Raw genomic sequence first — 24,301 nt, forward strand, 5'->3', positions numbered from 1 at the left:
CCGTACAAGGAGCATGATCCATGGCTACTGGCAGGAAGACATCCGGCAGCGGGAAGTCCACGGCCTCGGTGCAACCCGGCAAGGGTCGCGCGAAGACCGCCGGGGCAGGCGCGGACACCACCGCCGCGCGGCAGCGCGCACTGCAGACACAGGCCCGCAGGCAGGGCGCGGGCAAGCCCGCATCCTCCGATGGAGGCGTCCAGGCCGGCGTCCACCGGCAACCGGCGAAGATGCCGGCACAGCACCTGGACAAGCCGGGCAACGAGCATGAATTGCAGCTGCCGCCACGCTACCAGGCACCCGCTTACCGCGGCAGCGGCAAACTGCAGGGCATGCGCGCACTGGTCACCGGGGGCGATTCGGGGATCGGCCGGGCAGTGGCCGTCCTGTTCGCGCGCGAAGGTGCCGACGTGGCGATCCTGTACCTGGACGAGCACGAGGATGCGCGGGCCACGTGCGCCGCGGTCGAGAAAGAGGGCCGGCGCTGCATCGCCATCAGCGGTGACGTGCGTGACCCTGCATTCTGCGACCAGGCCGCGCGGCAGGCGGACCGGGCGCTGGGCGGCATCGACATCCTGGTCAACAATGCGGCCTTCCAGCTGCATTGCCACCGGCTCGAGGATCTGGGCGATCTGCACCTGCAAGAGACCCTGCAGACCAACATCGCGGGCTATATCCACATGGCGCGCGCGGTGCTGCCTTACCTTGGCCAGGGCGGCAGCATCATCAACACCGGTTCGGAGACCGCGCTGTTCGGCAGTCCGTCGCTGATCGACTATTCGGCGACCAAGGGCGCGATCCATGCCCTTACCCTGTCCTTGGCGGCGCAACTGCTGCCCCGTGGCATCCGCGTCAACTGCGTCGCGCCGGGCCCGGTTTGGACGCCACTGAACCCGGCGGACAAGGATGCCGGCGATGTCGCCCGGTTTGGCGGCGACAGCGACATGGGGCGGCCGGCGCAGCCCGAGGAGGTGTCGCCGGCTTACGTGTTCCTGGCTTCGCCGGTGACCGCCAGCTACATAAGCGGCGTGGTCCTGCCGGTCATGGGCGGCCCGCGCGGCTGAGTGCGGCAGGGCGAGCATGGCGACCGGCAAGGCCAACGCGACCGCGCTGATCATCCTGGACATGGTCAACCTGTTCGATTTCGAAGGCGGCGACGCGCTCGGCGCAGGCGCCGTCGCGATCTGCCGGCCGATCGCCGACCTGCGCCGGCGGTTCGATGCGGCAGCGCAGCCGGTGATCCATGTCAACGACAACTTCGCCCGCTGGCGGGGACAGTTAGGCGACCTGGTCGAAGCCTGCGCCAAAGCCGGTGGCCATGCCGCAGCCACGGTGGAGCGGCTGTCGCCACGGCCCGGCGATTACCACGTGCTCAAGCCCAAGCACTCGGCGTTCCATGCCACGCCGCTGGCGATCCTGCTGCGCAAGCTGGGCGTCCGCCGGCTGGTGCTGACCGGGATTGCCGCCGATTCGTGCGTGCTGGCGACCGCGCAGGACGCCAAGATGCATGAATTCGGGCTGTGGGTGCCGGCCGACTGCGTGGCCGCGATCAGCGCACGGCGCAAGCGCGATGCGCTGGCGGTGGTGGCGCATTCGCTGCTGGCACCGGTGGCCCGCTCGCGTGACGTCCGCGGGATATTTCCGGTACGGGCGTGAACGTGCCGGGGCGGTTCTTCACGCCTGCTTTAGCCGGTATTGGCCAGCGTTGTCGCCAGTTCACAACGGTATGCACGCCATGGCACGTCCGATCTGGACGGGAACCCTGTCTTTCGGCCTGTTGAACGTCCCGGTGTCGCTGATGAGCGGCGAGCGCCGGGTGGACATCAGCTTCCGCATGCTCGACTCGCGTGACCGCAAGCCGATCCGCTTCGAACGGGTCAATGCCGAAACCGGCGAGGAAGTGCCATGGAAGGACATCGTCAAGGCATTCGAGTACGACAAGGGCAGCTATGTCGTGGTGGAAAAGGAGGACATCGCCTCGGCTGCGCCGCAGACCCACGACTCCATCGACGTGGAAGCGTTCGTCGAGCGCGGCGAGATCAGCCTGCGCTTCTATGAAAAGCCGTATGTGATCGTTCCCGGCAAGAAGGCGGAGAAGGGCTACGTGCTGCTGCGCGAGACGCTGCGCGACACCGGCAGGGCCGGCATCGCGCGCGTTGTCATCCGCACCCGCGAGTACCTGTGCGCGGTGGTGCCCGAGGGCGAGGCGCTGCTGTTGATGATGCTGCGTTATCCGCAGGAACTGGTGGACCCGGCCGAGTACAGGCTGCCCGGGGGCAAGCCTGCCGACTACCGTATCTCCAGGCGCGAGACGGAGATGGCTGCGAGCCTGATCGAATCGATGTCGGTGCCGTGGCGTGCGGACGATTACCAGGACGAGTTCCGTGGCCGGCTCGAGGCGATCATCCGCAAGCGCCTGAAGGCCAAGGGCGCCACCACCCGGATCATCGACGAACACACCGAGGCGGAGGATGCCACCACCAACGTCGTCGATTTCATGGCGCTGCTGCAGAAAAGCCTGGAAGAGAACAAGCGCACGCCTGCCGGCAAGCGGAAACCGGCGAAGAAGGCGGCACCGCGCAAGTCCGCCGCGAAGAAGGCAGGCACGTCCACGCGCCGGAAGGCGGTGCCCTGAGCATGGGCGGCGGCCGTCGCTTGATTCCAGTCGGCAGCATCGGCCGGCGGGTCTACGGCACGACTTTCCTTTACGTGCTGCCCTGTGCGAATGAGGACCACGCCAAGCTGGGCATCGCCGGTGATCCGCTGGTGCGGATGCAGGCGTTCTCTTCACGCTACTACGAATTCTTCGACCTGGATGCCGGCTGGCTGCTGGAGGCCGCCACCGTGGCCGAGGCGCGGACATGGGAAACCACGCTCAAGCGCCAGCTGCGGGCGCATGCCGCGCCGGCGCCGCTGCTGGTCCCCGCGCGCGCCGGCGGCCGCACCGAGTGGGTCCGCGGCGCGCTGTCGGCACTGGCCGGCTGGCGCGATGCGCAGGTCGCGCAGGGCTTCGTGGCGCACGCCCCGCTGCGCGGCTGGGTACGCCAGCGCCTGTTGCAGGCAGGGGCAGACCTGCAGCACCACGTGCAGGCAATGGTCGAGCGGTTCGGCGCGGTCGCGTACTGGCCGCCGGCGGTGCCTGGCACGCCGCTGGGCGTGCTGCGCGATGTACTGGACGCCTGCGTGCTGCTGGAGACCATGCCCGATGACCTGGGCCAGGCTGAGCTGGATGCATGGCATCGGCGCAACAGCGGGGTACCGTTGCCTGCCATGTCACCAACGCCGGGCCTGGAGCGGCGATGAGTCTGTACGACTATCGACGCAAGCGCCGGTTCGACCGGACCCCCGAGCCGTCGGTGGACCGCCGTCGCGCGCGCGGCATGCACCCCGTTTTCGTGGTGCAGCTGCACCACGCCAGCCATCGCCATTACGACTTCCGCCTGCAGGTGGGCGGCACCCTGCGCAGCTGGGCCGTACCGAAGGGGCCGAGCCTGGACCCGTCCGTAAAGCGGCTGGCGGCCCAGGTGGAAGACCATCCGCTGGACTACGCGGATTTCGAAGGGGATATCCCCGCAGGCCAGTATGGCGCCGGCCATGTCGCGATCTTCGACCACGGCACCTGGGCTACCGACGGCGATGCGGAGGAGCAATTGGCCAGGGGGCACCTGCGCTTCCAGCTGTTCGGCGGCAAGCTCAGGGGCGGATGGCACCTGGTGCGTTCGGGTGCACGTGGGCGGCAGCCGGAATGGTTGTTGTTCAAGGCGCGCGACGCGTACGCGGCCCCACTGGAGGCGGACGACCTGCTGGACGCTGCCCCGCCCGGGCGGGGGCCGGCCGCGGGCACGCGACCACGCCCCGTGCCGGCGCGGGGCCGGCGCCTGTTGGCAGCCGCGGCCAAACTGCCCGGTGCCCGCCGCACCCGCGCAGAACCTGCATTCCACGCGCCGCAGCTGGCCACCCTGGTGGAGGCGGTGCCGGACGGGGACGGCTGGCTGCACGAAGCCAAATGGGATGGCTATCGGCTGATCGCGCAGCTGGCCCGCGACCGGGTGCGGCTGTGGTCGCGCAACGCGCTGGAATGGACGCAGCGGCTGCCCGCGATCGTGCAGGCCCTGCAGGCGCTCGATGTCGTGGCGGTGCTGGACGGCGAGCTGGTGGCCGGGGCCGGACGCCAGCAGGATTTCGGCCTGCTGCAGGCCAGCTTGTCGGGTGAGCGCGCCGCGCCCCTGTCCTATGTGCTGTTCGACATCCTGCAACTGGGCGATGTCGATGTCCGTGGCTGCCGCCAGGACGACCGCAAGGCGTTGCTGGCCACGCTGCTGGAATCGGCATCGCCGCCGCTGGTGTACAGCTCGCACGTGGCCGATGGCCAGCGCGCCCTGGCCATGGCGGTGGAACGCGGCCTGGAGGGCATCATCTCCAAGCGTGCCGCGGCGGCTTACCGCAGCGGTCGCGGCGACCACTGGCGCAAGGTCAAGCACCGCATGTCCGACGAGTTCGTGGTGGTTGGGTTCACCGCACCCAAGGGCAGCCGCAGTGGGCTGGGGGCGCTGCTGCTGGCCACGCCCGTGGGCCGCAGGGGCTGGCGCTATGCCGGCCGGGTGGGAAGCGGTTTCAACCAGCACACGCTCGACGCACTGGTGCGGCGGCTGTCGCCGCTCGCCCGCGACACACCGGTACCGGCCATCACCGCCGGGGCCGTCGGGCCGGGCAGGGTGCAATGGGTGAAGCCGGTCATGGTGGTGGAAGTGTTCCATCATGGCACCGGCAATCACGGCCTGCTGCGGCAGGCGTCGTTCAAGACCATCCGCGCCGACCGGAACGTGGCCGAGCTGCGCGCCGCGGCGCCGGTTCCAGTACCGGAGGAACACAGCATGCCTGACCATATGCCCGGGTCGTCAGCTGCCGCCGCCGATGTTGCGCTGACCAGCCCCAGCCGCGTGGTGTATCCAGACGCCGGCATCCGCAAGCAGGAAGTGTTCGCCTACTACCGCGACATGCTGCCGTGGCTGCTGCCGGAGATCGTCGACAGGCCGGTGTCGGTGGTGCGCTGTCCGCAGGGCACCCAGCGACCGTGTTTCTTCCAGAAACACCTGCCGCCCGGCACCGGGCATGTCGGCACGGTGCCGATCGAGGAGGAGGGCGGCACCCGCGCGGACTACATCGTGGTGCGCGATGCGGCCGGGCTGCTCGAGCTGGTGCAGTTCAATGCGCTGGAGTTCCATCCGTGGGGCGCGCGGGCCGATGCGCCGGACCTCGCTGACCGCATCGTGTTCGATCTCGATCCTGGCCCGGGGGTGGCCTGGGCCCGGGTGGTGGCAGCGGCCCGGCAGGTGCGCGATCACCTGCGCGAACTGGGCCTGGAATCGTTCGTGCGCACCTCCGGCGGCAAGGGCCTGCACGTGGTGGTGCCGCTGCGGCCGGCCTGCGAGTGGTCGCAGGTGAAGGCCTTCGCGCGTGCTTTCGCCGAAGCCATGGCGACTGCCGATCCGCTGGCCTACGTGGCCACGGCCAGCAAGCGCCAGCGCAAGGGGCGCATCTTCATCGACTACCTGCGTAACGGCCGGGGTGCCACCAGCGTGGCGTCATTCTCGTTGCGGGCCCGGCCGGGCGCGCCGGTGGCCATGCCATTGCGCTGGGAGGAGCTGGGCAGGGTCCGGCGCGCAGACGCCTACGACATCGCCTCGGCACCACGCCGGATGAAGCGGATGAAGCAGCATCCCTGGGGCGACATCGACCGGATCCGGCAGGATCTGGCGCCCATTGCCGCGCGCCTGGCCGGGCGCAACCCACGCAGACCAGATTCATGAGTGCGCTGCATCGGTGCAGTCATCCGTGCGGCGGCGCCGCGTCCGCCAGCCGCGCCGTCCGCCCGCTACGCGCATGACGATGTGCAGGCGTACCAAGCGCGCGCCCCTGTCGCGCACCACCCCACGCTCGGGGCGCCGGCATGACCGGCCAGCGGTGGCAACCACGCAGCAGCATGTGAGGCGCGGGGTGGCTCCGGTGCAGATGCACGGGCGGCCGTCGGCCAGGGCCCACGCGCCGCCCGGCGAAGTCACTTGCCGGCGCGTACCACCAGCCGGTTGTCCACGCGGCTGACGCCCTTGATGCCCTTGGCGACGGCGACAGCCTTGTCCGCTTCGACCTTGCTGTCCACGTCGCCACTCAACGATACGACGCCATTGACGGTCTCGACCTTGATCGCCATGCCGGGGATGTCCTTGGTGGCGAGAAGATCGGCCTTGACCTTGGTGGTGATCCAGGTGTCGCTGCCGGGTTGCGCCGATTCGTGTTCCTGCGTGCCATGCGCCTGGGGGGCGGCATGGCCCGTGGTGATGGCACCCGCGCTGGCGGCCGCGACGATGCCCATGAGCAGGAAGTGCTTCATCTTGCTGGTGTCCATGTCGATTCTCCACGCGGAGCGGAAGTGCTCCGAGGCCATGATGGCTGGCGGGCGATTAAGACCATGCAGCAGATCGGTGATGGCCATGTGCACGCGCAGCGGGTGCCGCGTGCGTGCCCGGCGCGAAATGCATGGCGGACGCAGCGCATGCGTTGGCACGGATCATGGGCAACAGAGCCACGGGGCACCGGTTCGTGACCGGTTTCAGGGTTTCACGCCACGACCGCGCCACGCACGCAATGGCTTCACTTCGCGCAGGCTAAATGGTGCATGCCGGGGCGGGAACAACCATGAGGAAATCTTGCTGTGAAAGGTGTTCAACTCTATCTGGTGGGACCGGGACAAGAGCGCCGCCCGGTCAGGCGCATCGCCACGGAGCTGGCCGACATCAAGACCATGGGCATTCCCGCCAGGAGCGCGCCCGTGGCGGCCAACACGCTGATCGAGATCAGCACCCTGGCCGATGACCAGGGCAACCTGGCAAGGCAGATCGACTGCGAGGGATTCCGCTACAAGTTCAAGGGCTCGGAAATTCCCTGGTCGCTGGTGGTCGGGTGAGGGAATGGGCGGGCCTGTCGCGCGACGAGGGCCCGCCCCCGTTGCAACGCATGCATGTCCGCAGGTGGCCACGCCGGCTTCACGCCCGATCACGGCCTCCTTGCAGTTGCCTGTCTATACCGGGCGTTCCTCAACCCAGGAGAACATCCATGACTTCCAAGATCCATGCGGCGCAGGTCCGCGAACTGCTGCTGCAGGCCCTGGAAACCGAACGTGGTGGCATCGAGGTGTACACCGCGGCCATCCGTGCGGCACGCAACAAGGACCTGCAGCAGGAGTGGGAGGGCTACCTCGAGGAAACCCGCAACCACGAACGGATCCTGATGCGCGTGTTCGAGGAGATGGGCCTGGACCCGGAAACCCCCAGTCCGGGACGCGACGTCGTCGCCCACCAGGGGGCGTCGCTGGTCGCTGCGATCGAAATGGCGCTAGCCAATGCCAAGCCCGCCGACGCGGAGCTGGTCGCGGCCGAATGCGTCGTGCTGGCCGAGACCAAGGATCACATGAACTGGGAGTTGATCGGCCAGGTCGCCGAACAGGGCGGGGCGCACGCCGAGCTGCTCGCGCAGGCCCATGCCGCGGTGGAGACGCAGGAGGACCATCACCTCTATCACACGCGCGGATGGGCACGTGAACTGTGGATCCGCAGCCTGGGCATGCCCGCGGTACTGCCGCCGCCGGAAGAGCAGAAGGACGTGCAGACCGCCATCGGTGCGGCGCGCGCGGAGAAGGCGCGGCAGGATTACCTGTAGTCATGCAGGCGGCCGGCGGCAATGGTGATGCGGCCGAGGCGGCCGGAGCGGCGCGCGCCGGCTTCTTCTGCAGGCTGTTCGACGCGCGCGGAAACGCGCAGGCGATCAGCCAGTGCTCGCTGGCCGCCTGCCAGCCGGCGCGCGATACGCTGGCCTGGGTCGACCTGTGCGATCCCTCGGACGAACAGGTCGATGCGGTGTGGGCGGCATGGAAGCTGCCGCAGGCCGCCCGCCCGTTCCTGGACGGCGGCAGCGTGCCCGAGGTCGGGCAGAACGAGGCCTTCTTCTGGGTACGCACGGTGGTTGCCGGCGGCGGCGACAACAAGGACCGGGTCAACGGAGTCGTACTGGTCTGCGTGGCCGGTGCCGACCGCGTGGTCACCTTCCGCCGGGAGCCGGTTGCGTTCCTGGAGGAGATGCGCACGCAGCAGCCGGGCAGGGTGGGCGTGCTCGGCGCGGAGAGCTTCGTGGCCACCGTGCTCGACCGCCTGCTGGGCAGCTATTTCAAGGCCATCGACGAGCACGAACTGGCGATCGAACGGCTGGAGGTCAGCATCCTCGGCAAGGGCGCATGTGATGCGCTCAAGGAACTGCAGCGCCTGCGTCGCTGGGCGTCGCGCCTGCGGCGCATGCTGGCACCGCACCGGGTGGTGTTCGGTGCGATGTCACGCCCGGATTTCCGGCCTGACGAAGGGCGCGAGGCGGACCGTCACTTCAACGCCTTGAACATGCGTTTCGAACGGGCGCTGGACATGGTCGAGAACGCGCGCGACCAGGTGCTGGGCAGCTTCGAGCTGTTCAGCAACCAGACCGCATTGCGCACCAACCAGGCCATGCGGGTGCTTACCTTCGTCACCGTGGTGACCGGGTTGATGGCGACCATCGTCGGCGCACTGGGCATGAACTTCGGCGCCGGGCTCTTCGACAGTGGCGATGCCGGCTTCTATGCAGCGCTTGCAGGGCTGGTGGCGATGGGGCTGGGTGCGTTCGTGCTGGGCCGCCGCCAGCACTGGTTCTAGCGGTTCTCGCGGTCCCTGGCGCGTGCCTGCGGGGTGCGGGCGGCGCGCGGCCGCCCGCGCTTCGGGTCGTGGCCTATTCCGGCGTCTTTGCCGGCACGAACGGCGAGACGGGATCGCTCGCCGGGAAGGTTTCCTCCAGTGCCTCGTCGTGGTTACGGCTTTCGTGATGCTTGCGCTCGCGGCGCTGCTGCGGGGTTTCACTGACATCGCGTTCGGCATCGGTAGCGGGCGGGTCTTTGCGGTCTCGACTCATGACGGTGTCCTCGCTGGGGGAGACCGGATTGTTGGCAGCACGGGCGGTGGCCGGCGTGAAGCAACTGCATGCGCCGTGCATGCCGATGGCGCTTCGTTCATCGATGTGACCTGTCGGGAAGACGGATGCCACGGTCCTTGACGCGGGCTTTCGTGGACGCTGGTCAACGTCTGCCGCGGACCGGAGGAAGCCCATGAACAAGCACAGTGCGTCGTTCATCCACCGCAACGGGCTGTCGCTGGCCTTGCTTGCGCTGTTTGCGGTCTCGCTGGCTGGACAGATCTGGACCGGGCTGCGCACATTCAACGCGGAGTTGGCGCAAAGCGGTGCAGCGGCACTCACGTTGGGCCAGTACCTGCATAGCGGCCATTTCGTCTCGGCCACATTCGAGAACTGGGAAAGTGAATTCCTGCAGATGGGCATGTACGTACTGCTGACGGTGGTGCTGCGCCAGCGTGGTTCGGCCGAGTCGCGCAAGCTGGAGCCGGATGCGGAGGTGGACGAGATAGAGCCCGGAACGCCCCCGTGGCCGGTGCGCCGGGGCGGGGTGTGGAAGGTCCTGTACGCCAACTCGCTGTCGCTGGCCTACCTGGTGCTGTTCGCGCTGGCGTTCGCCGGGCATTGCTACGGAAGCTGGCGACATGAGAACCAGCAGCGCGCACTGGAGGGACAAGCGGGCATCGGGCTCGACGACCACCTTGGCAGTGCGCGGTTCTGGTTCGAATCGATGCAGAACTGGCAGAGCGAGTTCCTGGCCGTGCTGTCGATCGTGCTGTTGAGCATCTACCTGCGGCAGAAGGACTCGCCCGAATCCAAGCCGGTGGAGGCGCCGCATTCGCAGACCGGGGCATGAGCGCGATCAAGGTGCCGTGAGGGGATGCCGGCACCGGGTCACGCATGTTTTACCGCAGGCAAATAGGGTGGAGGCCCGTTCCACATCAGGTGCTCCCATGGCCAGCAAGAAAGGCATTTCTTCCCATCCTCCACACGGCAAGGCCGCGGCGCGTTCGGACAGCGGCCCGGCCGACAGCCGGTCACGGCGGCCGCTGCAGCCCGAGGACGAGGTGCCGGGCCTGGTTGATGGGTGGGCTGGCCAGCGTACCCACAACGCCGACAAGTCCGCCGAGTACGGCAGTGCCGCGGGCATGCCCCCGCAGGGCGAACACTTTCCGGAACCCGCCACGGCGGCAGGCGCCAGTACGACGAGCGAAGCGAACGCCGGCGCAAAGGTCGGCGCCGCCGCGGCCGCAGGCCAGGACGCCAATGCAGCGCCGCTGCAGCGGGCGCGCAACGACGGCTCGGGCAGGCACATGACCACCAACCAGGCAGTGGCGGTCGCGGACAACCAGAACAGTCTCAAGGCCGGTCTGCGCGGGCCGGCATTGCTGAAGGATTTCATCCTGCGCGAGAAGCTCACCCATTTCGATCATGAACGCATCCCCGAGCGCGTGGTGCATGCGCGCGGTTCCGGCGCGCATGGCTACTTCGAGGCCTACGAGGATCTCTCCGCACTCACCCGCGCCGCGCCGTTCCAGCAGGCGGGCAAGATCACCCCGGTGTTCGTGCGCTTCTCCACGGTGGCCGGTGAGCGTGGCTCCAAGGACACCGCGCGCGACGTGCGCGGCTTCGCGGTGAAGTTCTATACCGACCAGGGCAACTGGGACTTGGTGGGCAACAACATGCCGGTGTTCTTCATCCAGGACGCGATGAAGTTCCCGGACCTGGTGCACGCGGTCAAGCCCGAGCCGCACCATGGCATGCCCCAGGCGGCGTCGGCGCACGACACTTTCTGGGACTTCGTGTCGCTGATGCCCGAGTCCGCCCACATGCTGATGTGGCAGATGTCCGACCGCGCGATTCCGCGCAGCTACCGGATGATGCAGGGGTTCGGCGTGCATACCTTCCGGCTGGTCAATGCGCACGGCGAATCGGTGTTCTGCAAGTTCCACTGGACGCCAAGGCTGGGCACGCACTCGCTGGTGTGGGACGAGGCGGTGAAGATCTCCGGCGCGGACCCGGACTACCATCGCCGCGACCTGTGGGAGGCGATCGAGGCCGGCGACCATCCCGAGTACGAGCTGGGCATCCAGGTGTTCAGCGAGGAACAGGCCGAGGGCTTCAGCTTCGACGTGCTCGACGCCACGAAGATCGTGCCCGAGGAACTGGTTCCGATCCTGCCGGTGGGACGCATGGTGCTCGACCGCAACCCGGACAACTTCTTCGCTGAAACCGAGCAGGTGGCGTTCTGCGCGGCGCACGTCATCCCCGGTATCGACTTCAGCAACGACCCGCTGCTGGCCGGACGCATCCACTCCTACGTGGACACGCAGATCAGCCGGTTGGGTGGCCCCAACTTCCACGAACTGCCGATCAACGCCCCGGTGGCGCCGGCACACAACAACCAGCGCGATGGCATGCATCGCCAGGCCATCCATCGCGGCCGGGTGTCCTACGAGCCCAACTCCCTGGCCGGTGGCTGCCCGTTCCAGGCCGGAGCCGCCGGCTTCGTATCCTTCGCCGAGCCGCCGCAGGGCGACGAGGTGCGCGGCAAGCCGGAGAAGTTCGCCGAGCACTATGCGCAGGCGACGCTGTTCTACGACAGCCAGAGTCCGGCCGAGCGCCGCCACATCGCCGATGCATTCCGTTTCGAGCTGAGCAAGGTGACGGTTCCGGCGGTGCGTCGGCGCGTGGTATCGATGCTGCGCAACGTCTCCGGGGAACTGGCCGCCGAGGTCGCGCGCGGACTGGGCATGGCGCTGCCGCCGGCAATGCCGCGCGTGTGCACCACCCCGGTGACCCCGGAAGTGGCGTTGTCGCCTGCGCTGTCGCTGCTGTCGCGACCCGGTGAGGACGGGATTCGAACCCGCCGGATCGCGGTGCTGGTGGCCGATGGCAGTCGCGCGATGGACGTGACGACGCTGCATGAGGGGTTGACCGCGCAGGGCGCGGTGGTGCGCCTGCTCGGGCCGCACGTGGGCCGCCTGCAGGATGCGGACGGCGCCGCGTTCGATGCCGACGCATCGCTGGAGAACGAGCCGGGCGTGTTGTTCGATGCGCTGGCGGTCGTGGGCGGCGCGGCGGCCGCGGCGGTACTGGCCGCCGACGTACGGGCACTGGAGCACCTCCGCGACGGCTACCGCCATGGCAAACCGCTGCTGTTCGTCGGCGAGGGGCGCCAGGTGTGGGATGCGACCGGGGTGACGCCGCTGGACAACGATCCGTTGCTGCTGTTCGCCGGAGCGGATGCGGACGATACCGTGGAGCGCTTCGCAGCCGCCATCGCCCGGCACCGCTATCCGGAGCGTGAACCGGCGATGCTCTGAGACCGGGCGCGGCAGACGATGGCCCTGGCGGTTGCTGGCGGTGTCGCCCCGCGCCCGCGCAGGGCTGTGCCGCGGAGTCCTGCCCGGACGGCGATGGGCGGGGAGGGGACGTGTGGCGTAGCCGTCGCCCGGGAGTGCGGACGTCCGCCAGGGCGACGGCATCTTCCGCCGCATCCACGACCCGCCGGCGGGCGGTGCATGCACGGCGTCAGCGCGCACTGGCCAGGAAATGGCTGCCGCGCCGCGTGCTCATCCGCCCGCGCGCAACGCCTCCACCACCAGGGCGAATGCCGGCGAGTGCTGCTTCCGGCTCGGGTAGTACAGGTGGTAGCCGGAGAACGGCGGGCACCAGTCCTGCAGCACGCGTACAAGCCGACCGTCCTCGATGTGCGGGGCGAACTCACCCTCCGGCAGGAACGCCACGCCCAGGCCATCGAGCGCGGCCTGCACGATCGGCTGCGTCGCGTTGAAGATCGCCTGTCCCTCCACGCGCACGTTCACCTGCCTGCCACGACGCTCGAATTCCCACACGTACAGGCCGCCGGCGGTGGGGAAGCGGATGTTGATGCAATTGTGCCCGGTCAGGTCCTCGGGGATCCGGGGTGGCGGGTGGCCACTGAAATAGGCCGGCGAGGCGACCGCCGCCATGCGCAGCTTCGGGCCGATCGGCAGGGCCACCATGTCGCGATCGATGCTCTCGCCCAGGCGCACGCCGGCATCGAACCGGTCGGCGACGATGTCGCGCAGGCCATAGCTGACATCGAACTCGATGCCGATGTCCGGGTAGCGTTGCATCAGCGGCAGCAGCCGCGGCCACAGCACGGTGCGCAGCACATGTTCGCCACAGGTGATCCGTACCCGCCCGGCCGGGGTGTCGCGCAGTTCGCTCAGTGCCTCCAGTTCGGCCTCGATCTCGTCGAAGCGGCTGCCGATCGCCCCCAGCAGCCGCTCGCCGGCCGGGGTGGGGGAGACACTGCGCGTGGTGCGGGTCAGGAGGCGGATCCGCAGGCGTTCCTCCAGCGCCTTGATGGCCTGGCTGAGCGCGGACTGGGACACGCCCAGGGTGGCGCCCGCGCGGGTGAAGCTGCCCTCGCGGGCGACGGTGACGAAAGCCAGCAGGTCGTTGAGATTGCGTCGTGCCATGGCCCCAGTGTGGCACGCCTGATTGATTAGAATGACTAATAGAGCCTAAAAGAATCCATCGGCTAATCACCGCAATGAAGCCGGTGCAGAATGCATCACCTCCCACCCGGATACAGAGCCGACATGACCCAGACCGTCAAAGCCTATGGCGCCCACGCCGGCGATCGCCCGCTGGAGCCGATGGACATCACCCGGCGTGCGCCTGGCGCGCACGACGTCCAGATCGAGATCGCCTACTGCGGCATCTGCCACTCCGACCTGCACCAGGTGCGCGCCGAGTGGCACGGCACCCATTTCCCCTGCGTGCCCGGCCATGAAATCGTCGGTCGGGTATCGGCCGTCGGCGCCGAGGTAACCGGCTTCGCGGCCGGCGACCTGGTCGGCGTGGGCTGCATCGTGGACAGCTGCCGCCATTGCGATGACTGTGCCGACGGCCTGGAGAACTACTGCCACGGCATGGTCGGCACCTACAACGGCAAGACCGCCGACGCACCGGGCTGGACGCTGGGCGGCTATTCGCAGCGCATCGTCGTCCACCAGCGCTACGTGCTGCGCATCCGCCACCCCGAGGCCCAACTGGCCGCGGTGGCACCGCTGCTGTGCGCCGGCATCACCACCTGGTCGCCGCTGCGCCACTGGCACGCCGGCCCCGGGCGCAAGGTCGGCGTCGTCGGCATCGGCGGCCTCGGCCACATGGGCATCAAGCTGGCCCATGCGCTGGGTGCGCGCGTGGTCGCCTTCACCACGTCCGAGTCCAAGCGCGAGGCGGCGCTGGCGCTGGGCGCCGACGAGGTGGTGGTTTCGCGCGACCGCGATGCGATGGCGGCGCACGCCGGCAGTTTCGACCTGATCGTCAACACCGTGGCTGCGCCGCACGACCTGGACGCCTTCCTGGCGCTGCTGCGTCGTGACGGCGCCATGGTGCTGGTCGGCGCGCCGGCCACCCCGCACCCTTCGCCGAATGTGTTCAATCTGATCACCCAGCGCCGCACCCTGGCCGGGTCGATGATCGGTGGCATCCCCGAGACCCAGGAGATGCTCGATTTCTGCGCCGAGCACGACATTGTCGCCGACATCGAACTGATCGCCGCCGATGGCATCAACGCCGCCTACGAGCGGATGCTCGCCGGTGACGTGAAGTACCGTTTCGTGATCGACAACGCCACCCTGGCCGGTTGATACCGCCTGGCCCGTCAGCCGGGACGGGCCGGGGCACGACAGCCGTACCCCCTTGCCGGGCGGATGCGCATGCCGCCGGGCGCGTTGCGCGCCCGCGCGGTCTCTCTCGACCCGGCGCGGATGCATGGTGCGACGCCATGCCGGGCCGGCAGGTGCCAGCGCCACTAAGTGTTGGATCGCCCGGCGCAGCCGCATCCAATGGCGCCTGATGTCCAGCACGATCATCCGCTCACCCGGCGTCATCACCGATGACGCCGGTCCTGGTACTGCCGTCTGTCAGGGGGCCACATTCCGTGGGGTGTCGGCGGCCACGCACAGCCATGCCGCCGCCGCGCTGAGCATGGCCTGCAGCCCGGCCTTCAGGGTCGGTTCGAGCACCGGCGCGAAGCGCGGCGAATGGTTGCCTGGCAGCGCGTTGAGGGCGCCTTCGGCCTGCGCCCTGGCATAGGCTGAAGGGTCGGTGCCGCCAACGAACCAGAACACATACGGCACGCCCCAGGTACGGCCGAACACGCTGAAGTCCTCGCTGGCGGACATCGGCTTTCCTTCGCGCGCGTCCTCGCCGAACTGGGCATGGAATGCCGCGGCCACGCGTGCGGTGGCCTCGCGGTCGTTGTCGGTCATCGGGTAGCTGCTGAGCGTGGTGAACTCCGGCGGCCGCGGTGCGCCGGAGGCATCGCACTCGGCGCAGCAGATGCGCCTGACCGCCTGCAGCAGGTGCGTGCGCACCGCCTCGTCATAGGTACGCATGTTGAGCTTGAGGGTGGCATCGTCGGGAATGATGTTCTCCTTGGTGCCGGCCTGCAGCGAACCGATGGTGAGCACCGCGCTGTCCAGCGGCGACACCTCGCGCGAGACGACGGTCTGCAGGCGCATCACCGTGGCCGCGGCCATCACCACCGGATCCACCGCGGTCTGCGGCTGCGAGCCGTGCGAACCGCGCCCGAACAGCTTCACCTTCATGCTGTCGGCCGCAGACAGGATCACCCCGGGCCGATAGCGCACCGTACCGGCCATGCCCACCATCACATGCTGGCCCAGCACCACGTCGGCATGCGGCAGGCCGAGGTGATCCCAGTCGCCGACCATCGCACTGGCACCCTGTGCGGTCTCCTCGCCAGGCTGGAATACGGCCATCACCGTGCCGGGCCATGCATCACGCGCCCCGGCAAGCACCTGTGCGGCCCCCATCAACCAGGTCACATGCAGGTCATGGCCGCAGGAATGGGCCACGCTGACGGTCTGCCCGTCGCCATCGGTAGCCGTGGCGGTGCTGGCGTAGGGCAGGCCGGTCTGCTCGGCCATGCGCAGCGCGTCCATATCGGCACGCAGCATCACCGTCGGGCCGTCGCCATTGCGCAGCACGCCCACCACGCCGGTGACGCCCACGCCGCGGGTGACGGCATAGCCGAGCCGTTCGAGGTGGTCGGCGGCGATGCCGGCGGTGCGATGCTCCTGCATCGACAACTCCGGATGTCGGTGCAGGTCCTGGTAGATATCCACGAGGCGTGGCTGCAGGTGCGCGAACAACGGTTCCAGCGCGGCGGTCAGCGGGTTCATGGTCGATCCTCCGGAAAGCCGGCACCACGCTGCGCCTGCACCCGTTACCGGGGCGAAAAAGGCGAAACCGGGACCAGGGGCGGTTGTTCCCCCGCGCCGAGTGCCTCCGGCTGCCTGCGCCGGCAGGATCGCCAGCCGCTGCGGTGGTACGGTCGCCTGCAGCCTTCCGGTGAATCGCGGCCCCACGGCAGTCGCAGGCAACCGGGGGCATGATTCCATGCCAGGACAGCGTACGGGTACAGGGCAACAGGTGCCGCAGGTGCCGATTGACGTCCGCGCATGCCGTGGGATGCGTGGATGAATCGCGTCCAATGGCACTGCAATGACCATGTAACCGGAAGGCGCCCTGCAACGAACTCCCCTGGATGACCGATTCCTTGCCAGACAAGTGCCTGTCCACCCACCCCTTCCCGTGCCCGCGCCCCCGGCGGGGTGCGGGCAGGGTGGGTTGGCCATGCGTCCGTCCCGATCCAGGCGCAGCGAAGGGGGGCAGGTGAGCCGCACCATGTCCGCGCCGGCCCCCACCTCGGCATCGCCCGCTGATCCGGTCGAGGCCGTGCTGCGTGCGTTGTTCGAGGCCGGGCTGGAAGGCGATCCCGCGGCCTACCGGTGCTTCCTGGACGCGTTGAGCGCACGCCTGCGAGCGTTCCTGCGTCGTCGGCTGGGCGGGGCGCCGGATGACGTCGAGGACATCCTGCAGGAGACCTTGCTGGCCATCCACAACAGCCGCCATACCTACCGCAGCGGCGAACCACTGACCGCATGGGTCTATGCCATCGCCCGCTACAAGCTCATGGACTTCCATCGCAGCCATCACCGGCGCGAAGCGCTGAACCTGCCGCTGGAAGCGGCGCAGGACGTGTTCGCGGCCAGCGACACCGAATCGGCCCAGGCCCGGCACGATATCGGCCAGTTGCTGGAGGCGCTGCCGGACCGTCATCGCCTGCCGATCCTGCACGTCAAGCTCGGCGGCCTGTCGGTCAGCGAAACCGCACGCCTGACCGGCATGTCCGAGTCGGCGGTGAAAGTAGGCATCCACCGCGGCCTGAAGGCGCTGGCATTGAAGATACGGAGTGCAGTATGAAAACCCATGAGCTGATCGATCTGCTGGCCAGTGATCCCATGCCGGTGCAACGGCATGCGGCTGCGCGCCGGTTCGGCCTGGCCCTGCCACTGGGCCTGTTGATGTCGCTGGGACTGCTGCTGGCCGGCTTCGGGCTGCGCCCGGACCTGGCGGAGGCATCCATCCAGCCCATGTTCTGGGCCAAGGCGGGATTTGCGCTGGCGATGTTCTGCGGTGCGCTGTGGGTGACGCTGCGGCTGTCACGCCCGGGGCAGGCGGTCGCGGCGGCATGGTCGGGGCTGGGGATTCCGCTGCTGCTGCTGTGGGGCGGGGCGGCGGCGGTGCTGTGGCTGGCATCGGGCGACGAACGCCTGGCGATGCTCATGGGGCGCAGTTGGCGCAGCTGCGCCTTCAGCATCGCCCTTCTCTCGCTGCCGCTGATGGGCACGACGTTCTGGGCGGTGCGCGGCCTGGCGCCGACGCGGCTGCGACTTGCCGGCGCTTCAGCTGGGCTGCTGGCGGGGGCCGCGGCAACCCTCGTCTACTGCCTGCATTGCCCGGAGATGGACGCCCCGTTCTGGGCCTTGTGGTACGTGCTGGGGCTATCGCTGCCGACCGCCGCAGGGGCAATGGCGGGGCCGCGCCTGTTGCGGTGGTGATGCGCAGCCGGCGCGGTGATCCACGGCAACTGCCGGCTGCATGCAAGCCATGCGTCGCCATCGGGCCAGGCATGGCTCGCTGCCGCGCCATGCAGCGGTCATCGTCGCCAGCGACGCGGGTAGGCCGGAATGTGGCCTCCAGGCGGGAGCTCCGGTGCATCTCAGGTGAGCGTGGCCACCGGCATGCTCGCGTCGGTGTAACCGGCGGTGCGCCTCGTGCGAATGGATATCCACCTACCCACTGGAGATTCCAATGCGTCATATCCATGCCCTGCTTGCCACCGCTGCGCTGGCCGCCACCGTGCCCGCCACCGACGCGATGGCCGCTGCCACGCCCACGCCGTCCCCGGCGATGACCATGGCCATGGCGCCCGGCGTCGCGATCCGGGCGTACGACCAGATGGCCTTCGACCAGGCACAGGCAGCCAACAAGCCCATCCTGGTCTGGGTGCACGCACCGTGGTGCCCGGTGTGCCGCGAGCAGGAGAAGGCGATCAAAGAGATCACCGCCGATCCGGCGTACCGCGACCTGGTGGTGCTGCGCATCGATTTCGATACCCAGAAGCCACTGTGGCAGAAGTTCGGGGCCACCATGCAGTCCACGCTGATCGGATTCCATGGCAAGCGTGAAACCGGCCGCGTGGCGCACGAGAGCGACCTGGCCCGGGTCGCGCCGGTGCTGCGCTCGACCCTGTCCGGCAGCTGAGGCCGCCACTGCATGAGCCTGGGCGTGAACCCGGCACTGGCCTACGTGGCCGGTGCCTTGACCATCCTTTCTCCCTGCGTGTTGCCGCTGGTGCCCATCGTGCTGTCGTCGGCGGCGCAGCGGCACCGCCTGGCACCGCTGGCGCTGTCGGCCGGCCTGGTACTTGCGTTCACCGCCACCGGCTTCGTGGTGGCGGCCTTCGGGCAGTCGCTGGGGATCGACACCCTGGCGGTACGCGCAGCGGGCGCGGTGGTGTTGTGCCTGGCCGGACTGGTGTTGCTGCTGCCACCGCTGCAGCGCCTGTTGACCCGCGCCGCCACGCCGTTGGCGAACTGGGCGGGCCGCACCCAGCTTGCATTCGATGCACGCGGAGGGCTGTGGGGCCAGGCCCTGGTCGGGATGCTGCTGGGCGTGGTGTGGGCACCGTGCGTCGGCCCGACGCTGGGGGCGGCCATCGCACTGGCGGCGGCAGGCCAGAGCCTGGGCGCGGCCTTGCTGGTGATGCTGGCCTTCGGCCTGGGCATCGCCAGCGTGCTGCTGGTCATCGCCTTCGCCGCACGCGGTGCCCTGGACCGCTGGCGTGGCCGCTTGATGGGCGCCGGCAGCCGCGGCAAACAGCTGCTGGGCGTCCTGCTGCTGCTGGTCGGCGGCCTGATCCTCAGCGGCTGGGACCGCCGGCTCGAGACCTTTGCCCTGGATCACCTGCCGGACTGGATGATGCGCCTGTCCACCGCGTTCTGAGGACGGGTGGCGCCCTGTGCCCGGGATGCCGCCCGCATGGCCGCATCCCGGTTGCGCACCGTGCTGCTGCGGTCATGGCGGAGGGGCCATGCCCTGCATGCGGGCCGCGGCACCGCAGGGCATGCGGGCCATCGCGGAGGCCGGGCTCAGGCCGTTCCGCTCGCCGGGCGTGTCGCTTCAAAGGTGACGACCTGGTCGCCCTTCCGGGGGCGGCGACCGCGCTGGTAATTGCCTGAAACGACCACGTCCGTGAAGCCGGCTGCGCACAAGGCGAGAGCGAACTCCTCAACTCCCCACCAGCGCAGCTTGAACAGGTCGAGCTCCGTCGCTGCCAGGTTGCCGCTTCGCCAGTGTTCATAGCGCAGGTGGGACAGGGTCGTCTGCGCGATGTAGTCTGTTTCGACCCGATGATCCATCAGCGTCAACAGTTCACCTTCCTCGGTGGTCCAGCTACGCAATGCGCCGGACGGGCCCAGGAAACCGTCGATCGCATCGAGGTCGAGGACCAGCTTGCCACCCGGCAGCAGATGCTGATGGAACCGCCTGAGCACGGCGGAGGCCGCCGCAGCGTCCGTGATCAGCTGCAGGGATCCGGCCGGAATGATGATCGCGGCGAACTTCCTGTCATAGGCGAAGTCTTCGAAACGGCGGCGCGTCAGGTTCGCGGCTACGTCATGCGTCCGGCATGCCTCGCGGCAGTAGCCCAGCATTTCCTCGGAGGTGTCGAACCCTTCGACCGCGAATCCAGCCTTGAGCAACGGTACCAGAATCCGCCCGTTGCCAACCGCAGGTTCCAGAACCGGGCCTGCGCACTCCCCGAGCAGCTGCCGGTAGTACTCCACATCACCGAACGACCGGCCGACCGGCTTGTCCAGGTTGTAGACCCATGACGCGAGCCTTCCGTAACGATTTTCCATTCCTCTCCCGTGCAGCCGAGCTGCGATCCCATTCGCATCTGGCCGCGCAGCATACAGTCGGGCAAGCGCGATTGCGCCCTTCCGGTGCCTTTGTGGACACCGGCACGGGCCTGATTGAAACAGCAGGCAGGCGACAGGTGTGTCGAGATATGAAGGGGTCGCGTACTCGTCCGGCGGTATGGGCTGGCTGTCTGATGCCGTGGCCAGCGTGGCGGACTTCGGCATCCATGGCATGGGGCGGGGCGGTCTCGCGACATGGCCGCAAGCCGCGTTATCGCGGAGGCTCCGTGGGTGTGGCGACCAACGTACTCAACCGGGATCTCGCACCAGAGGCACCGAACAAGGTCTGGGTCACGGACATCACCTATATCCGGACCTACGAGGGCTGGCTGTTGCTGGCGCCGGTGATGGATCTGTACTCGCGGCAGATCGTCGGTTGGGCGATGGCCCCGACGATGACCCGTGATCTGGTACTGCAGGCGCTGGTGGCGGCGGCTTGGCGGCGCAAGCCGGGCCCACGTGTGCTGGTGCATTCGGATCAGGGCTGTCAGTTCACCAGCAGCGACTGGAAGTCGTTCTTGAAAGCGCACCGGATGGTGCCGAGCATGAGCCGCCGCGGGAACTGCCACGACAATGCCGAGGCCTAGAGCTTCTTCAGCGTCTTGAAGAAGGAGCGGATCAAGCGGCGGATCTACCCGACACGCGCCATGGCTGCCCCGGACGTGTTCGATTACATCGATATGTTCTACAACCCGATCCGCCGGCATGGTGCCGCTGGCGGTGTGTCACCGGTAGAGTTTGAACGGCGATACGCGCAGAACGACGACTGATTGTCTACAGAACTCGGGCCGGTCCATGTGCGTGGCACGGCCAACGCGCCGAATCCGATGTGGGCGGATGAATGCGTGGCGCACCGACACTGGCGCGTTATCGGGGGTAGCGCAGGTTGCCTTCAACTCCGAGCTCAAATGCTGGAAGGCTCTAGCCGCCGCGGAAGGTGAAGTACTGGAAGTGGCTGCCAAGGCGCGCCAGGTCTGCCGGGTCACCCCCATGCCGCCTACGGCCTGGTTCATGACATTCCTGCAATACCCAGCGCCTGACGCCGCGTGCGGCCAGTTGTTCGGCCAGTTGATACAGTGCCTGTGTCGGGAACAGGTCCGAGTGCCAGGTAGTGCGGCATTCGAAGGCAACGCCGCTTTCCAGCAGGTACCCCAGTGACAGTTCGACCGGTGCCGCGCTGCCGCGCCGGCCGGTGATGGCATCGTGATGTGCCGCCGGCCCCTTGATGTCGAGCCCCACCCAATCCAGCAAGGGCAGCAGCCGTTGCAGCCGCGCCGGGTACATGCCGCCGGTGTGCAGGCCGACCTGGAAGCCCATTGCTTTCACCCGCGCAATGGCATCAGGCAACCTCGCCTGGGAAGTGGGTTCGCCGCCTGAGAACACCACGCCGTCGAGCAGGCCGCGACGGCGCCCCAGGAAGTCCTGCACCGCATCCCAGTCGAGGCCGCCTGCACCGCGTGCCGGCAGTAGTTCCGGGTTGTGGCAGTAGCTGCAGCGCCACGGGCAGCCTTGCAGGAACAACACCGCCGCCAGCCGACCGGGAAAGTCGATGGTGGTCAGCGGTGTCATTCCGGCCACGCGGATCATGCGGCGCCGGCCACCGCGATGGCGTCGGTGCGCTCGGCGAAGAAGCGCCGCTCGGCGTGCTCACCCTGCTTGCCGATGTTGAAGCTGGACACCGGGCGGTGATAGCCCATCACCCGCGTCCAGACTTCGCAGCGCTGGCGATCCTCGGCGCACAGCGACGCGGCGGCGGCAGAGAGTGGATTGTTGTTCATGCGTATGTCTCCTTGGATGTCAGGGCATCGACGGTGGTCGGCGACACGGTTGCCGCCTGTTGTTCGGCCAGCAACCGCTCGTCGCAGCGCGGGCAGAATTCGTGCTCGCCTGCCAGGTAGCCGTGCACCGGGCAGATCGAGAAGGTGGGCGTGATCGTGATGTAGGGCAGGCGGAAGCGGGTCAATGCGCGCCGCACCAGTTCACGGCAGGCTTCACCACTGGACAGGCGTTCGCCCATGTACAGGTGCAGTACGGTGCCGCCGGTGTAGCGCGCCTGCAGTGCCTCCTGCCGTTCCAGCGCCTCGAATGGATCGTCAGTGAAGCCCACGGGCAACTGGGATGAATTGGTGTAGTACGGCCTGTCGGTGCTGCCGGCCTGCAGGATGTCCGGCCAGCGCCGGCGGTCTTCCTTGGCAAAGCGGTAGGTAGTGCCTTCGGCGGGCGTGGCTTCGAGGTTGTAGAGGTGGCCGGTCTGCTCCTGGAATTCGACCATCCGTGCGCGCACGTGGTCGAGCAGGCGCAGGGCGAATGCATGGCCCCACTGGCTGGTGATGTCGTGGGCATCGCCCGTGAAATTGCGGACCATCTCGTTGATGCCATTCACGCCCAGTGTCGAGAAGTGGTTGCGCAGGGTGCCGAGATAACGCTTTGTGTAGGGGTACAGGCCGTCGTCGATGAGCTTCTGCACCACCTCGCGCTTGATCTCAAGGCTGCGCCGGCCCAGTTCCAGCAACTCGTCCAGCCGCGCGAACAGGGCCGCTTCGTCACCGCGATGCAGGTAGCCCAGCCGCGCACAATTGATCGTCACCACGCCCAGGCTGCCGGTCTGCTCGGCGCTGCCGAACAGGCCGTTGCCACGCTTGAGCAGCTCGCGCAGGTCCAACTGCAGACGGCAGCACATCGAGCGGATCATCCCCGGATCCAGCTCGGAGTTGATGAAGTTCTGGAAGTAAGGCAGGCCGTACTTAGCGGTCATCTCGAACAGCCGCTGCGCGTTCTCCGACTCCCATGGGAAGTCCGCGGTGATGTTGTAGGTAGGAATCGGAAAGGTGAACACCCGGCCGCGTGCGTCGCCCCCGCTCATCACCTCGATGTAGGCACGGTTGATCAGATCCATCTCGGCCTGCAGCTCGCCGTAGGTGAACGGCATCTCCTCGCCGCCGATGAACGGCGTCTGGTGCTTCAGGTCCTGCGGGCATACCCAGTCGAAGGTGAGATTGGTGAACGGCGTCTGCGTACCCCAGCGCGAGGGCACGTTGAGGTTGAAGATCAGTTCCTGGATGCACTGGCGAACCTCCTCGTAGGCCATTGCGTCCTTGCGCACGAACGGCGCCATGTAGGTGTCGAACGAGGAAAATGCCTGCGCGCCGGCCCATTCGTTCTGCAGGGTGCCCAGGAAGTTGACGATCTGCCCCACCGCCGAGGACAGGTGCCTGGGCGGGCCGGCCTCGACCTTGTTGGGCACGCCGTTGAGCCCTTCGTACAGCAGGGTGCGCAGCGACCAGCCGGCACAGTAGCCGGACAACATGTCCAGGTCGTGGATATGCAGGTCGGCCTCGCGATGGGCGCGACCGATCTCGGCCGGATACAGGTGCGAGAGCCAGTAGTTGGCGGTGACCTTGCCGGACACGTTCAGGATCAGCCCGCCCAGTGAGAAGCCCTGGTTGGCATTGGCGTTGACCCGCCAGTCGGAGCGGGTCAGGTATTCCTCCATCGATCGAACCGGGTCGATCAACGGGGTGGTTGCCGCCACGTATCCAGGTTCCATGGATCACCTCCATAAACAATATGTTGTGGAGATGTTCGCGTATTGATACTACATGTTGTATGACATGGATCAAGAGAGCGGCTGTTGGCCTGGTTGTCCCATGGGCCGTAACCCTCGGTGGTCGACGCAGAGGCGGTGAGACTGTTGGCGTTGTTTCCCCCCTTGGGCCGGGGCAGGAGGGTTGGCGGCCCGTGCCTGCTCACAGGGGCTTGCCGTGCAGGCGGCGGTACACGTGAATGCGCCACAGGGTGGGCAGGTCGACTGCCGCGACCTCGCTGCCACGGTGGTCGCCGCGAACCCGAAGCAGGGCAGGGCACGGTCACAGGTCCTTTCCAGGCTGACGCCGCAGGGGGGGCAGCAGCGCTTTCAGCCCAGGCAGGGTGATGGCGGTCCATCTGCGTGGAGCTCGCCGCCA

Annotated in this window: 23 protein-coding genes and 1 pseudogene; 16 read left to right on the forward strand and 8 right to left on the reverse strand. The window is 68.1% G+C overall.

Annotation, left to right across the window (positions count from 1 at the left end; translation table 11 throughout):
- The first annotated feature begins 20 nt into the window (after nucleotides 1-20).
- From QQA12_RS08120 to ligD, 5 genes are all read left to right on the forward strand, one after another.
- Complete coding sequence (locus tag QQA12_RS08120) at nucleotides 21-1,064, forward strand: SDR family oxidoreductase (protein ID WP_226050410.1); 1,044 nt, start codon at nucleotides 21-23, stop codon at nucleotides 1,062-1,064.
- 16 nt (nucleotides 1,065-1,080) lie between these two features.
- Complete coding sequence (locus QQA12_RS08125; RefSeq protein ID WP_226050411.1) at nucleotides 1,081-1,656, forward strand: isochorismatase family cysteine hydrolase; 576 nt, start codon at nucleotides 1,081-1,083, stop codon at nucleotides 1,654-1,656.
- Between the two features lie 79 nt (nucleotides 1,657-1,735).
- Nucleotides 1,736-2,635 carry a Ku protein gene (locus QQA12_RS08130; RefSeq protein WP_226050412.1) on the forward strand — a complete coding sequence of 300 codons (900 nt, stop codon included), beginning with the start codon at nucleotides 1,736-1,738 and terminating at the stop codon, nucleotides 2,633-2,635.
- 2 nt (nucleotides 2,636-2,637) lie between these two features.
- Nucleotides 2,638-3,303: a GIY-YIG nuclease family protein gene (locus tag QQA12_RS08135; protein ID WP_233324845.1), complete on the forward strand. Its 666-nt coding sequence runs from the start codon at nucleotides 2,638-2,640 to the stop codon at nucleotides 3,301-3,303.
- Nucleotides 3,300-5,810: a DNA ligase D gene (ligD, locus tag QQA12_RS08140; RefSeq protein ID WP_226050414.1), complete on the forward strand. Its 2,511-nt coding sequence runs from the start codon at nucleotides 3,300-3,302 to the stop codon at nucleotides 5,808-5,810. The genes QQA12_RS08135 and ligD overlap by 4 nt, the downstream gene beginning before the upstream one ends.
- Nucleotides 5,811-6,058: 248 nt before the next feature.
- Here ligD and QQA12_RS08145 read toward each other — a convergent pair whose 3' ends face one another.
- Nucleotides 6,059-6,406 (reverse strand): BON domain-containing protein, encoded by a 348-nt coding sequence (locus QQA12_RS08145; RefSeq protein ID WP_054665423.1) that lies wholly within the window; start codon nucleotides 6,404-6,406, stop codon nucleotides 6,059-6,061.
- 306 nt (nucleotides 6,407-6,712) lie between these two features.
- Here QQA12_RS08145 and QQA12_RS08150 point away from each other — a divergent pair, with 306 nt between their 5' ends.
- The 3 genes from QQA12_RS08150 to QQA12_RS08160 all read left to right on the forward strand — a co-directional run bounded on the left by QQA12_RS08150 (nucleotide 6,713) and on the right by QQA12_RS08160 (nucleotide 8,735).
- Complete coding sequence (locus QQA12_RS08150; protein ID WP_152985049.1) at nucleotides 6,713-6,964, forward strand: hypothetical protein; 252 nt, start codon at nucleotides 6,713-6,715, stop codon at nucleotides 6,962-6,964.
- 149 nt (nucleotides 6,965-7,113) lie between these two features.
- Complete coding sequence (locus QQA12_RS08155; protein ID WP_226050415.1) at nucleotides 7,114-7,716, forward strand: hypothetical protein; 603 nt, start codon at nucleotides 7,114-7,116, stop codon at nucleotides 7,714-7,716.
- A gap of 2 nt (nucleotides 7,717-7,718) precedes the next feature.
- Nucleotides 7,719-8,735, forward strand: coding sequence for a CorA family divalent cation transporter (locus QQA12_RS08160; RefSeq protein WP_226050416.1), 1,017 nt, complete (start codon nucleotides 7,719-7,721; stop codon nucleotides 8,733-8,735).
- 73 nt (nucleotides 8,736-8,808) lie between these two features.
- Here QQA12_RS08160 and QQA12_RS08165 read toward each other — a convergent pair whose 3' ends face one another.
- Nucleotides 8,809-9,207, reverse strand: a complete 399-nt coding sequence (locus tag QQA12_RS08165; RefSeq protein ID WP_226050417.1) for a hypothetical protein — start codon at nucleotides 9,205-9,207, stop codon at nucleotides 8,809-8,811.
- Here QQA12_RS08165 and QQA12_RS08170 point away from each other — a divergent pair.
- Nucleotides 9,182-9,841, forward strand: a complete 660-nt coding sequence (locus QQA12_RS08170) for a DUF6766 family protein (RefSeq protein ID WP_226050418.1) — start codon at nucleotides 9,182-9,184, stop codon at nucleotides 9,839-9,841. The two genes, QQA12_RS08165 and QQA12_RS08170, sit on opposite strands and share 26 nt — an antisense overlap.
- A 97-nt stretch (nucleotides 9,842-9,938) precedes the next feature.
- On the forward strand, nucleotides 9,939-12,311 hold the full coding sequence (locus QQA12_RS08175; RefSeq protein WP_226050419.1) for a catalase: 2,373 nt from the start codon (nucleotides 9,939-9,941) through the stop codon (nucleotides 12,309-12,311).
- 249 nt (nucleotides 12,312-12,560) lie between these two features.
- On the opposite strand, the gene QQA12_RS08180 is transcribed toward QQA12_RS08175, so the two are convergent.
- On the reverse strand, nucleotides 12,561-13,454 hold the full coding sequence (locus tag QQA12_RS08180) for a LysR family transcriptional regulator (protein WP_226050420.1): 894 nt from the start codon (nucleotides 13,452-13,454) through the stop codon (nucleotides 12,561-12,563).
- Between the two features lie 123 nt (nucleotides 13,455-13,577).
- Between QQA12_RS08180 and QQA12_RS08185 the strand changes: the two genes are divergently transcribed.
- Complete coding sequence (locus QQA12_RS08185; protein ID WP_226050421.1) at nucleotides 13,578-14,633, forward strand: NAD(P)-dependent alcohol dehydrogenase; 1,056 nt, start codon at nucleotides 13,578-13,580, stop codon at nucleotides 14,631-14,633.
- Nucleotides 14,634-14,909: 276 nt separating this feature from the next.
- Here QQA12_RS08185 and QQA12_RS08190 read toward each other — a convergent pair whose 3' ends face one another.
- Nucleotides 14,910-16,193 carry an amidohydrolase gene (locus QQA12_RS08190; protein WP_226050422.1) on the reverse strand — a complete coding sequence of 428 codons (1,284 nt, stop codon included), beginning with the start codon at nucleotides 16,191-16,193 and terminating at the stop codon, nucleotides 14,910-14,912.
- A gap of 505 nt (nucleotides 16,194-16,698) precedes the next feature.
- Here QQA12_RS08190 and QQA12_RS08195 point away from each other — a divergent pair.
- From QQA12_RS08195 to QQA12_RS08210, 4 genes are all read left to right on the forward strand, one after another.
- The gene (locus QQA12_RS08195) at nucleotides 16,699-17,277 is read left to right on the forward strand and encodes a sigma-70 family RNA polymerase sigma factor (RefSeq protein WP_226050423.1); all 579 of its coding nucleotides are present in this window, start codon (nucleotides 16,699-16,701) and stop codon (nucleotides 17,275-17,277) included.
- Nucleotides 17,274-17,915 (forward strand): DUF1109 domain-containing protein, encoded by a 642-nt coding sequence (locus QQA12_RS08200; RefSeq protein ID WP_056932145.1) that lies wholly within the window; start codon nucleotides 17,274-17,276, stop codon nucleotides 17,913-17,915. The genes QQA12_RS08195 and QQA12_RS08200 overlap by 4 nt, the downstream gene beginning before the upstream one ends.
- A gap of 253 nt (nucleotides 17,916-18,168) precedes the next feature.
- On the forward strand, nucleotides 18,169-18,621 hold the full coding sequence (locus QQA12_RS08205; protein WP_226050424.1) for a thioredoxin family protein: 453 nt from the start codon (nucleotides 18,169-18,171) through the stop codon (nucleotides 18,619-18,621).
- 12 nt (nucleotides 18,622-18,633) lie between these two features.
- Nucleotides 18,634-19,362, forward strand: a complete 729-nt coding sequence (locus QQA12_RS08210) for a cytochrome c biogenesis protein CcdA (protein WP_226050425.1) — start codon at nucleotides 18,634-18,636, stop codon at nucleotides 19,360-19,362.
- A gap of 146 nt (nucleotides 19,363-19,508) precedes the next feature.
- On the opposite strand, the gene QQA12_RS08215 is transcribed toward QQA12_RS08210, so the two are convergent.
- On the reverse strand, nucleotides 19,509-20,279 hold the full coding sequence (locus QQA12_RS08215; RefSeq protein WP_226050426.1) for a class I SAM-dependent methyltransferase: 771 nt from the start codon (nucleotides 20,277-20,279) through the stop codon (nucleotides 19,509-19,511).
- A 254-nt stretch (nucleotides 20,280-20,533) separates the two neighbouring features.
- Here QQA12_RS08215 and QQA12_RS08220 point away from each other — a divergent pair.
- Nucleotides 20,534-21,109, forward strand: a pseudogene (locus tag QQA12_RS08220) (IS3 family transposase); the annotation flags it as partial.
- Nucleotides 21,110-21,260: 151 nt separating this feature from the next.
- Here the strand turns inward: QQA12_RS08220 and QQA12_RS08225 are convergent.
- From QQA12_RS08225 to QQA12_RS08235, 3 genes are read right to left on the reverse strand one after another with little or no spacing between them, the layout of a single operon-like run.
- Entirely contained in the window at nucleotides 21,261-21,926 is a 666-nt protein-coding gene (locus tag QQA12_RS08225) for an anaerobic ribonucleoside-triphosphate reductase activating protein (protein ID WP_226050427.1), read from the reverse strand.
- Entirely contained in the window at nucleotides 21,923-22,117 is a 195-nt protein-coding gene (gene nrdD / locus QQA12_RS08230) for an anaerobic ribonucleoside-triphosphate reductase (RefSeq protein ID WP_054665451.1), read from the reverse strand. The genes QQA12_RS08225 and nrdD overlap by 4 nt, the downstream gene beginning before the upstream one ends.
- Entirely contained in the window at nucleotides 22,114-23,886 is a 1,773-nt protein-coding gene (locus QQA12_RS08235; protein ID WP_226050428.1) for a ribonucleoside triphosphate reductase, read from the reverse strand. Before QQA12_RS08235 ends, nrdD begins: the two co-directional genes overlap by 4 nt.
- Between the last annotated feature and the right edge of the window lie 415 nt (nucleotides 23,887-24,301).

The sequence above is a fragment of the Stenotrophomonas sp. 17(2023) genome (assembly GCF_030345315.1).
GTDB classification, from domain to species: Bacteria; Pseudomonadota; Gammaproteobacteria; order Xanthomonadales; family Xanthomonadaceae; genus Stenotrophomonas; species Stenotrophomonas acidaminiphila.

Coding starts and splice junctions, on each gene's coding strand:
- QQA12_RS08175 (WP_226050419.1), top strand. CDS start 9,939: ATGGCCAGCAAGAAAGGCATTTCTTCCCATCCTCCACACGGCAAGGCC.
- QQA12_RS08145 (WP_054665423.1), bottom strand. CDS start 6,406: ATGGACACCAGCAAGATGAAGCACTTCCTGCTCATGGGCATCGTCGCG.
- QQA12_RS08165 (WP_226050417.1), bottom strand. CDS start 9,207: ATGAACGACGCACTGTGCTTGTTCATGGGCTTCCTCCGGTCCGCGGCA.
- nrdD (WP_054665451.1), bottom strand. CDS start 22,117: ATGAACAACAATCCACTCTCTGCCGCCGCCGCGTCGCTGTGCGCCGAG.
- QQA12_RS08190 (WP_226050422.1), bottom strand. CDS start 16,193: ATGAACCCGCTGACCGCCGCGCTGGAACCGTTGTTCGCGCACCTGCAG.
- QQA12_RS08225 (WP_226050427.1), bottom strand. CDS start 21,926: ATGATCCGCGTGGCCGGAATGACACCGCTGACCACCATCGACTTTCCC.
- QQA12_RS08130 (WP_226050412.1), top strand. CDS start 1,736: ATGGCACGTCCGATCTGGACGGGAACCCTGTCTTTCGGCCTGTTGAAC.
- QQA12_RS08185 (WP_226050421.1), top strand. CDS start 13,578: ATGACCCAGACCGTCAAAGCCTATGGCGCCCACGCCGGCGATCGCCCG.
- QQA12_RS08160 (WP_226050416.1), top strand. CDS start 7,719: ATGCAGGCGGCCGGCGGCAATGGTGATGCGGCCGAGGCGGCCGGAGCG.
- QQA12_RS08210 (WP_226050425.1), top strand. CDS start 18,634: ATGAGCCTGGGCGTGAACCCGGCACTGGCCTACGTGGCCGGTGCCTTG.
- QQA12_RS08200 (WP_056932145.1), top strand. CDS start 17,274: ATGAAAACCCATGAGCTGATCGATCTGCTGGCCAGTGATCCCATGCCG.
- QQA12_RS08120 (WP_226050410.1), top strand. CDS start 21: ATGGCTACTGGCAGGAAGACATCCGGCAGCGGGAAGTCCACGGCCTCG.
- QQA12_RS08125 (WP_226050411.1), top strand. CDS start 1,081: ATGGCGACCGGCAAGGCCAACGCGACCGCGCTGATCATCCTGGACATG.
- ligD (WP_226050414.1), top strand. CDS start 3,300: ATGAGTCTGTACGACTATCGACGCAAGCGCCGGTTCGACCGGACCCCC.
- QQA12_RS08135 (WP_233324845.1), top strand. CDS start 2,638: ATGGGCGGCGGCCGTCGCTTGATTCCAGTCGGCAGCATCGGCCGGCGG.
- QQA12_RS08235 (WP_226050428.1), bottom strand. CDS start 23,886: ATGGAACCTGGATACGTGGCGGCAACCACCCCGTTGATCGACCCGGTT.
- QQA12_RS08205 (WP_226050424.1), top strand. CDS start 18,169: ATGCGTCATATCCATGCCCTGCTTGCCACCGCTGCGCTGGCCGCCACC.
- QQA12_RS08195 (WP_226050423.1), top strand. CDS start 16,699: ATGTCCGCGCCGGCCCCCACCTCGGCATCGCCCGCTGATCCGGTCGAG.
- QQA12_RS08155 (WP_226050415.1), top strand. CDS start 7,114: ATGACTTCCAAGATCCATGCGGCGCAGGTCCGCGAACTGCTGCTGCAG.
- QQA12_RS08215 (WP_226050426.1), bottom strand. CDS start 20,279: ATGGAAAATCGTTACGGAAGGCTCGCGTCATGGGTCTACAACCTGGAC.
- QQA12_RS08170 (WP_226050418.1), top strand. CDS start 9,182: ATGAACAAGCACAGTGCGTCGTTCATCCACCGCAACGGGCTGTCGCTG.
- QQA12_RS08180 (WP_226050420.1), bottom strand. CDS start 13,454: ATGGCACGACGCAATCTCAACGACCTGCTGGCTTTCGTCACCGTCGCC.